Annotated in this window: 5 protein-coding genes and 1 pseudogene; 4 read left to right on the top strand and 2 right to left on the bottom strand. The window is 66.0% G+C overall.

Annotated features, from left to right (window positions below; all coding sequences use genetic code 11):
* The 4 genes and pseudogenes from Mgrana_RS16820 to Mgrana_RS07305 form a co-directional block, all read left to right on the top strand.
* Window positions 1-266, top strand: a pseudogene (locus tag Mgrana_RS16820) (hypothetical protein); the annotation flags it as partial.
* A 69-nt stretch (window positions 267-335) separates the two neighbouring features.
* Window positions 336-1,331, top strand: a complete 996-nt coding sequence (locus Mgrana_RS07315) for an ATP-binding protein (RefSeq protein ID WP_119356953.1) — start codon at window positions 336-338, stop codon at window positions 1,329-1,331.
* Window positions 1,332-1,370: 39 nt separating this feature from the next.
* Window positions 1,371-4,061 carry a variant leucine-rich repeat-containing protein gene (locus Mgrana_RS17240; protein WP_119356952.1) on the top strand — a complete coding sequence of 897 codons (2,691 nt, stop codon included), beginning with the start codon at window positions 1,371-1,373 and terminating at the stop codon, window positions 4,059-4,061.
* A complete protein-coding gene (locus tag Mgrana_RS07305) occupies window positions 4,058-5,269 on the top strand; it encodes a vWA domain-containing protein (RefSeq protein ID WP_119356951.1) in 1,212 nt (403 codons plus the stop codon). The genes Mgrana_RS17240 and Mgrana_RS07305 overlap by 4 nt, the downstream gene beginning before the upstream one ends.
* On the opposite strand, the gene Mgrana_RS07300 is transcribed toward Mgrana_RS07305, so the two are convergent.
* Together Mgrana_RS07300 and Mgrana_RS07295 are read right to left on the bottom strand one after the other, a co-directional pair.
* Window positions 5,266-5,829 carry a hypothetical protein gene (locus tag Mgrana_RS07300; RefSeq protein ID WP_119356950.1) on the bottom strand — a complete coding sequence of 188 codons (564 nt, stop codon included), beginning with the start codon at window positions 5,827-5,829 and terminating at the stop codon, window positions 5,266-5,268. The genes Mgrana_RS07305 and Mgrana_RS07300 overlap by 4 nt on opposite strands.
* A gap of 98 nt (window positions 5,830-5,927) precedes the next feature.
* Entirely contained in the window at window positions 5,928-7,508 is a 1,581-nt protein-coding gene (locus Mgrana_RS07295; RefSeq protein WP_240631281.1) for an NAD-dependent epimerase/dehydratase family protein, read from the bottom strand.
* Window positions 7,509-7,516 lie beyond the last annotated feature (8 nt).

Genomic DNA, 7,516 nt, shown 5'->3' with positions numbered 1-7,516 from the left:
GGTTTACGGTGAACGGCCAGCTCGGTGGAGGCACGGTAGAGGCCCGCTTCGGCAGCGATCTGATGGGGGCGAGCCTGAACCTCGAGGTGGATGCCCGGGGGGCCCGGGGGCGCTTGGGCGGGGCCATCACCGGTCGCGCCGTGGACCTACAGCGCGTCGAGGGGGGGTTCTCGGGGAGCATTGGGGCTGCGGCAGTGCAGCTCGAGACCGATGTTTCCGCCGATCTGGCGGCCCTTGTGGCCGCGGTGGCCGAACATGTCGGATAGGTTAAACGCGCCCTTTAATAACTCCCGGACGGGCTATACAAAACCTCGAGGCTGTTCCAAACTGGGCCCATGAGTCCAGCCGAACTGGCCGCTTACCTGTCGGGGTTGGTGGAGCACCGCCTCGAGCTCTCCACCATGATCTGGGGGCCTCCTGGGGTGGGCAAGTCCTCGATTGTGGCCCAGACGGCCCGCAAGTACGGCATCGGGTTCATAGACGTGCGCCTATCTCAGCTGGCCCCCACCGACCTGCGGGGCCTGCCGGTTCCCGTGGACGGGGTCTCCAAGTGGTACCCGCCGGAGTTTTTGCCCACCTCGGGCGAGGGGATCCTCTTCCTCGACGAGCTGAACATGGCCCCCCCGACCATGCAGGGTATGGCCCAGCAGCTCATTCTCGACCGCAAGGTGGGCTCTTATACCTTGCCGCCGGGCTGGTTGGTGTGGGCGGCGGGGAACCGCAAAGAAGATCGGGCCGCGGTGTTTGAGATGCCTGCACCGCTGGCCAACCGTTTTCTCCACCTCGAGGTGACCCCGGATTTCGAGAGCTTCAAGCGGTACGCCCTCGAGGTGGGGATTCACGAGCGCATCTTGGCCTTTCTGGCCTTCCGCCCGGCCCTCCTGCACCAGATAGACCCCAAGCATCCGGCCTGGCCTAGCCCGCGCAGCTGGGAGATGGCCAGCCGATTGCTGAGGGTTGGGCTGGATGTGGCCCCGGTGGTGGGGGCGGGGGCCGCAGCGGAGCTCGAGGCCTTCGGCAGGGTCTACGAGGTGCTGCCGGAGCTGGGCGATCTTTTGCAGGGGCAGCGGGCCTACCCCTTTCCCGAAGAACCCTCGCAGCGCTATGCCCTCACCTTGGGCCTGGCCCTGCGAGCAGAGACCGCACAGCAGGGGCTCAACGCCTTCCGCTACTTGGTGGAGGCAGCCCCACCGGAGTGGGTGCAGCTATTCGTGGCCGATCTGTTCACCCGGCTGGGTAAAAACGGTCCCGGTGAGTTTGCCCTGATGGTGCGGGAAGACCCTCGCCTGCGGGAGTTCATGCGGGAGTATCACGACCTGGTGCTGAGGTGATTCCCACCCATTTCTAGACCCTGACTGGCAAGATAAGGTATGCCCTCCCCAGACACCCTGCGCGAAGCCCAGGATCCCCGCTGCAAACCCGAGCGGCTGCGGAGGCTGGCCTCGCTGACGGAGGAAGTGCGCCGAGCGGTTGCCGCGAACCCCAATACCCCTGCGGAGGTGCTGGTTCGTTTGGCGGTGCGCTTCCCCCAAGAGGTGCTGCAAAACCCCGTGCTGGATCTGCTCTTGCTGGTCAACCCCAACTGGCTGGCGGAGATCCCGGCTTTCGCCCGGAACCGCCTGTTGGCCCAGCCGAGCGTTCCGGTGGGCTTTTTGCGCTGGGCCGCAGGGAATGGGGATCTGGCGGCCCTGCAGAGCCTGGCCCAAAACCCCAGTACGCCCCCTGAGCTGCTCGAGCCTCTACTGACCAGCCCACTCCCTGGGGTGGCTGAGGCGGCCCGGCTGCACCTGAGCCTGGAGACCTGCCCTTACCAGACCGCGCTGTGGTGGCTCGAGGCCGACGCAGACCCGCTGCAACTGCGCCAACTGGCCTTGGTGGGGCTGATCCCAGGCTGGCTGATGCCCCGGTTGGTTCGGGAGCCCGATCCTACCCTGCGGGAATACCTGGCGGCCTCCGGCCAAACCCCGCCGGAGCTGCTGGAGGCACTGCTACTGGATGAAAATGAGGAGGTGCGGCGGGCCGCCCAGGCCAACCCGGCCACCCCCCGAGAGGCGCTCGAGCGCTTCACCCGGCTCGAGCTCGGGGAGCCTGCCGAGGTTCCGCTGGAGTTGCTGGCCCGCGGCCATCCTTGGGCCCGCACCCTGGTGGCGCGGTATCCCTATACCCCGCCAGGCCTGCTGGAGCAACTCAGCGGGGATGAAGACTGGCGGGTGCGGGCAGCGGCAGCGGCAAATCCTGGGCTCGAGCCCGGAAAGCTGCTCGGGCTGGCCGGGGATAGCGACCCCGATGTGCGCCTGGCCACGGCTGCCAACCCGCGCACCCCAGCGGAGGCCCTGGAGCGGCTGGCCAGCGATGAGAATGAGCGGGTGCGGGCGGCGGCAGCGGCAAACCGCAGCCTCCCGGTGCGGGTGCTGGAGCTGTTATCCCGGGCGGAGGCCCAGGATGCGGCGCTGCCCTCGCAGGAGCTGGGGCGCATGGCTGCTTTGAGCGAGTGGGCCCGGCGCATCGCCGCCGGCCACCCCAATGCCCCGGCGGAAACCCTCGAGCGCTGCCACGCCGATAGCGACTGGCACACCCGCCTGGCTGTGGCCAGGAATCCCAACGCCGCACCCCCACTGCTGGCGGCTCTGGCGGCGGACCCCGACCCAGATGTGCGTCAAGCGGTGGCCCGCCACCCCAACACCCCCCGACCCTGGCTCGAGCGCCTGGCAACCGACGACCAGCCCGATGTGCGGGCCCAGATCCTGGTCAACCCGGCCTTGCCGGAGGCTTTGATGGTGAGGCTGGCCACCGATGACCACTGGAAGGTGCGTCAGGCGGTGGCGGCGCACCCCTTTGCCCCGCCCGAGGTGTTGATTCGTTTGGCCACCGACCCTGACCCCGATGTGCGTCAGGCGGTAGCCGACCATCCCAATGTTCCGGAGGCCGCCCTCGAGCCGCTGTTTTCCGGGTGGTTTGCCGGCCTGGAGACCGAGCTAAGCCTGCTCGAGCTGTACCGCCGAGCCAAGCGGCTGGCCCCTGAGCTGCCTCCCCACCTGCTGAGCCAGCTGGCTGCTGGGAGCGAGTGGGCTCGGCGCCTGGCAGCCCGCCACCCCAACACCCTCGGCCGCGACCTCGAGCGGCTCGCAGGGGATGAGGATTGGCGGGTACGGCAAGCGGTGGCCGAAAACCCCCGGATTCGAAGCGGGGTGTTGGAGGCTCTAGCCACCGACCCCGATGCCGATGTGCGCAAGGCCGTGGCCCGGCATCCCCAGGTCAGTGCGGCCAGCCTGGCCCTGCTGGCCCAGGATGAGCACCTCGAGGTGCGGTTGTTGGTCGCGGCCCGTCTCGAGGCTCCCCTCGAGGCCTTGGCTTGGCTGGCCGGGGACGACGACGAGGCGGTACGCCAGGCCGCCCGGGCCAACCCCTCTCTGCCGGTGGGCATCCTGGATGCTTACCGGCGGGCTGAGGCGTTCGATGCCACCCTGGATCTGGGATTTCTGGCCGAGCTTGCGGGCCGAGGCCTCTATGCCCGGGCTTTGGCCGCCCAGAACCCGGCGACACCCCAGGCCCTGCTGGCCCAGCTTTGTCAGGACGCGGAGTGGCGGGTGCGCCAGGCCGTGGCCCTCAACCCCTGCTTGCCCAGGGAGTCCTTGGAAGGCCTGGCCAGCGACCCCGACCGGGATGTACGGCAAGCGGTGGCGCGGCATCCTGGGGCCTGGGGTGGGCTGCTGGCGAGGCTGTTGGCCGACCCCGATGAAGGCGTACAGCTGGCGGCCTTGCAACACCCCCGGCTAGACGCCGACACCCTGGCCCACTACCGTGAGCAATTGCTGGTGGCGGCCTCGAGGTCGCGCTTCCTGCTCAACCGAGCGGTGGCCTTGGCCAGCCCCCAGCTGCCCCTCTTCGAGCTGACCAAAGTGCGCCACCGGGCTGCCCCGGAATGGCTGGTGCGCCTGGCCCTGGCCCGCAACCCCAAAACCCCCCCGGAGGTTTTGGCCGAGCTTGCCCAGGACGGCAATCGCTGGGTGCGGACGGAGGCCGAGAAGGGCCTCAAGGCCAAGGGAGATGGCCCAGCATGAACCCCCTTCCGGACCCACCCCCCGCCCTCGAGGCCCGGATCAGCGCCTCTTTGCTACGGCTGCGGGTGCGCTCGCCCTTTCTGGCTACCTTAGCCTTGTTCGCCCGGTTCAAACCCAGCCTCGAGCTGCCCACGGCGGCGACCGATGGGCGGGATGTGTTCTACAATCCCCATTTCATGGGCTCGCTCTCCGATCCCCACTTCGACGGGGTGCTGCTACACGAGGTTTTGCACGCTGCCTTGCTGCACGTACCGCGGCGTTCCCACCGCCATCCCCAGCGCTGGAACATCGCGGCAGACATTGTGGTCAACGGCATTCTGATCCAAAACGGTTTCAGCCTGCCGGAGGGGCATGTGCGCGAGGCTGGGCTCGAGCGCTACGCGGTTGAAGAGGTGTATGCGCTGTTGCCCGTGGAGCGTTCCCTAGAGCGGGTGTTTGTGGACTTGTTGGAGGAACCTCCGGGCGATGCCCAAGGGAGCAACCCAGAGGCTCAGACGGGCCAGGGCAAGCCCCCGCGCAGCAAAAGGTTTTTGGATGGCGACTCCCTGAGCAAGGCCGAGAAGGCCGAGATCGAGCGACACTGGAAAAAAGCCCTCCAGCAGGCTCAGGTTATTGCCCGCAGCCAGGGCCAGGGCAACCTTCCGGCAGGGGTGGAGCGGGCGTTTGGGCTGCTGGAGCCCCCCGAGCTGGATTGGAAAACCTTGCTGTGGCGGTTTTTGGTGCGTACCCCTACCGACTTCTCCGGTTACGACCGCCGTCATGTGGGGCGGGGATGGTATCTGGAGACCCTCGAGAGCGAAAACCTCAGGGTTTTCCTGGCGGTGGATACCTCGGGTTCGGTAGAGGATGCCCTCGTTCGCCAATTCCTGAGCGAGGTGCAGGGCATCCTGCGGGCCTACCCCCACTTGGAAGCCCAACTTTACTATGCGGATGCCACGCTCTATGGCCCCTACTCGCTCCAGGCCGATGGGGAAATCCCTCCTCCCCAAGGGGGGGGAGGTACGGATTTTCGCCCGTTCTTTAGCCAACTGGCGGAGCTATCGGCGGAAGGGGTGTGCATTTATCTAACCGACGGATACGGGGATTTTCCCCTCGAGGCCCCGCAAATCCCCACGCTGTGGGTGGTCTCGCCCGGGGGGTTGGACAGCAGCGCGTTTCCCTTTGGGGAGGTAGCCCGGCTCAGCGGGGGGTTCATACCGCCGGGTTAAGCCCTGCCCTGCAGGGTTAGGGCCAGCTTTTCCTCGAGCAGCTCGAGCTGTGTAAGCTCCAGGCCAAGCTGTGGCTCGAGGCCCAGCCGTTCGCGCAGCGCTCCCTCTAGCGAGGCCTCGCTGAGCACCTTTTGTAACAGGGGGGCGGTGTGCACCTGGAGTTCCAGGCCTTTGCCCATGCTCAGCAGCCCGGGCAGTTTACGGTTGGCCTGAGAGGTCGCGACCTCGAGCACCCGGGCCGGGGCCAGGTTTAAGAGCGGGGCCCCGCTAAACCCGGAAAAATGCAGGTTCTCGATCCGTATCCGCCAGACCTGGGGTTTAGGCCAATACCCCAAGGGGCGCAGCCGGAGCTCGAGCGCCGGGCCGCTCGCGAAGCGCAGCCCTAAGGCCCAGGCTTCTGGGCTGAGGGTGCAGCGGGTGATTTCTCCACCGCTCAGGTGGCCCAGCGAAAAGCGCAACAGCTTGATGGGGAGCTCCAAACGAGCTACCCCGGCGGACAAAACGGCGTGCAGTAGGGTTTGGGAGAGCTCGAGCTGGAGTCGGGTGGTAAGGAGAGGCATGGCCTCCATTATCACGGGCGAGGGGAACTGAGGGGTGGGTTTTCCCGCGCAAAGAGCGGGGCGGCCCTCCCCTCGAGAGCCGCCCGATGCGGGGTGGGCTAGGCTTTGGCCACCACAGGTGGGGTCTCTTCGGGGTGGGTCTTGTGGGCCCGCTCAATCAGCTCGCGTTCCCAGCCGGTGTAGTACTGCTTCACCGCATCCGAGGAGGTTTCCTCGGTGAGGAACTTGACGTTGGAGTACAGGGCATTGCGGTAGTCGCGCACCTTGCCGCTTTGCAGCGCCTCAATCACCTGGCGCACGCCCTTCTCTACGGTCCACTGGGGTTCAAAGCCCAGGACCAGCCGAATCTTGCTGAAGTCCACCCGGTAGTTGCGCCGATCCCCGTCCCGGCCAGAGTCAATGAGCTCAGCCTCAGGAACCAGGCGCTTGATCAGCTCTCCCACCTGGCCCAACGTCATGTTGCCCTCGTTGCCCCCAACGTTGAAGGTCTCGTTGTGCACCCGTTCCTTGGGGGCTTCTACCGCCATCATCACCGCCAGGGAAGCATCGTCTACATGTACAAAGGGCCGCCACTGGTCTCCGCCGAAGACGGTAATCTTCTTGTCAATCACAGCCTTGGCCGTGAGCAGATTGACCACCAGGTCGAAGCGGGTCCGGCCCGAAAGCCCGTAAATGGTCCCGAAGCGCAGGATCACCACCGAGAAGCTGTCGCTTTGCAGGCGGTGCAATACCTCTTCAGAGGCAATTTTGCTCCGCGCATAGAGTGAGACGGGGTTGAGACCGCTGCGCTCGTTCAAGACCATGTCGCTGGCCCCATAGACCGAGCAGGTGCTGGCAAAGACGAAGCGCCCTACCCCCATTCCCTTGGCGATCTCAGCGATGGTTCGGGTGGCCACCAGGTTGATCTCGATGGTGAGGTTTTCATCCAAGGCGCAGGCCGGGTCACCCACCAGCCCCCCCAGGTGGACCACCGTGTCCACCCCGCGCATGGCCTCGACCACCTTGTCCACCTGGCGGAAATCCGCTTGGATGAGCTCGAGGTTGGGGTGATGCAGTACCGCCGCGATGGGCTCCTTGCCAAACATCAGCAGGTCCAGAAGACGCACCCGATAGCCGCGCTCCAAAAGCCTAGGCAGCAGTCCTGAGCCGATATACCCTGCCCCCCCGATGACCAGGATGGTTTTTTCGGGGCGGGGTAGGGTGGGGATGGGATCGGAAGAGGTCTGCGCCTGGCGGTTTTCCCGCAGGATCTCCCAAAGATGCACGAAGGCCCTCGAGCCCATCGTCAGGATGAGGGTGTAGAGCAGGGCGATGAAAACCACTGGCCGGGGCGGATTGAGCCAGTCGGCCAACAAGAAGGCGGTAAAGCCAAAAACCAGGTAGCTCAAGGTCACGGCCTGGGCCACCACCAGCATCTTATAGCGGCCCCGATAGGCCCGGCCACGGGTGTAGAACCCACTGGCCGCGAAGAGGATGAGGCTGATGGGGAGCAGAATCCACACGCTCTGGACGAAAATTTGCAGGTAATGAACCGGCAGCACCGGCTCCCCGTGCTGGGCCACCAGCAAAAAATGGGTGAGCAGGGCGGCAGCGTAGCTCAGGGCTACCATCAATGCGTCGGCCCCAACCCGAACCCATACCTCGGGGGTGAAGCGGAAATCCTTTATGTTGGCAATCATGATGGCTC

The organism is Meiothermus granaticius NBRC 107808, assembly GCF_003574355.1.
GTDB classification, from domain to species: Bacteria; Deinococcota; Deinococci; order Deinococcales; family Thermaceae; genus Meiothermus; species Meiothermus granaticius.
Note: the sequence above shows the minus strand (reverse complement) of the source record. Positions and strands in the feature narration are given on the sequence as shown.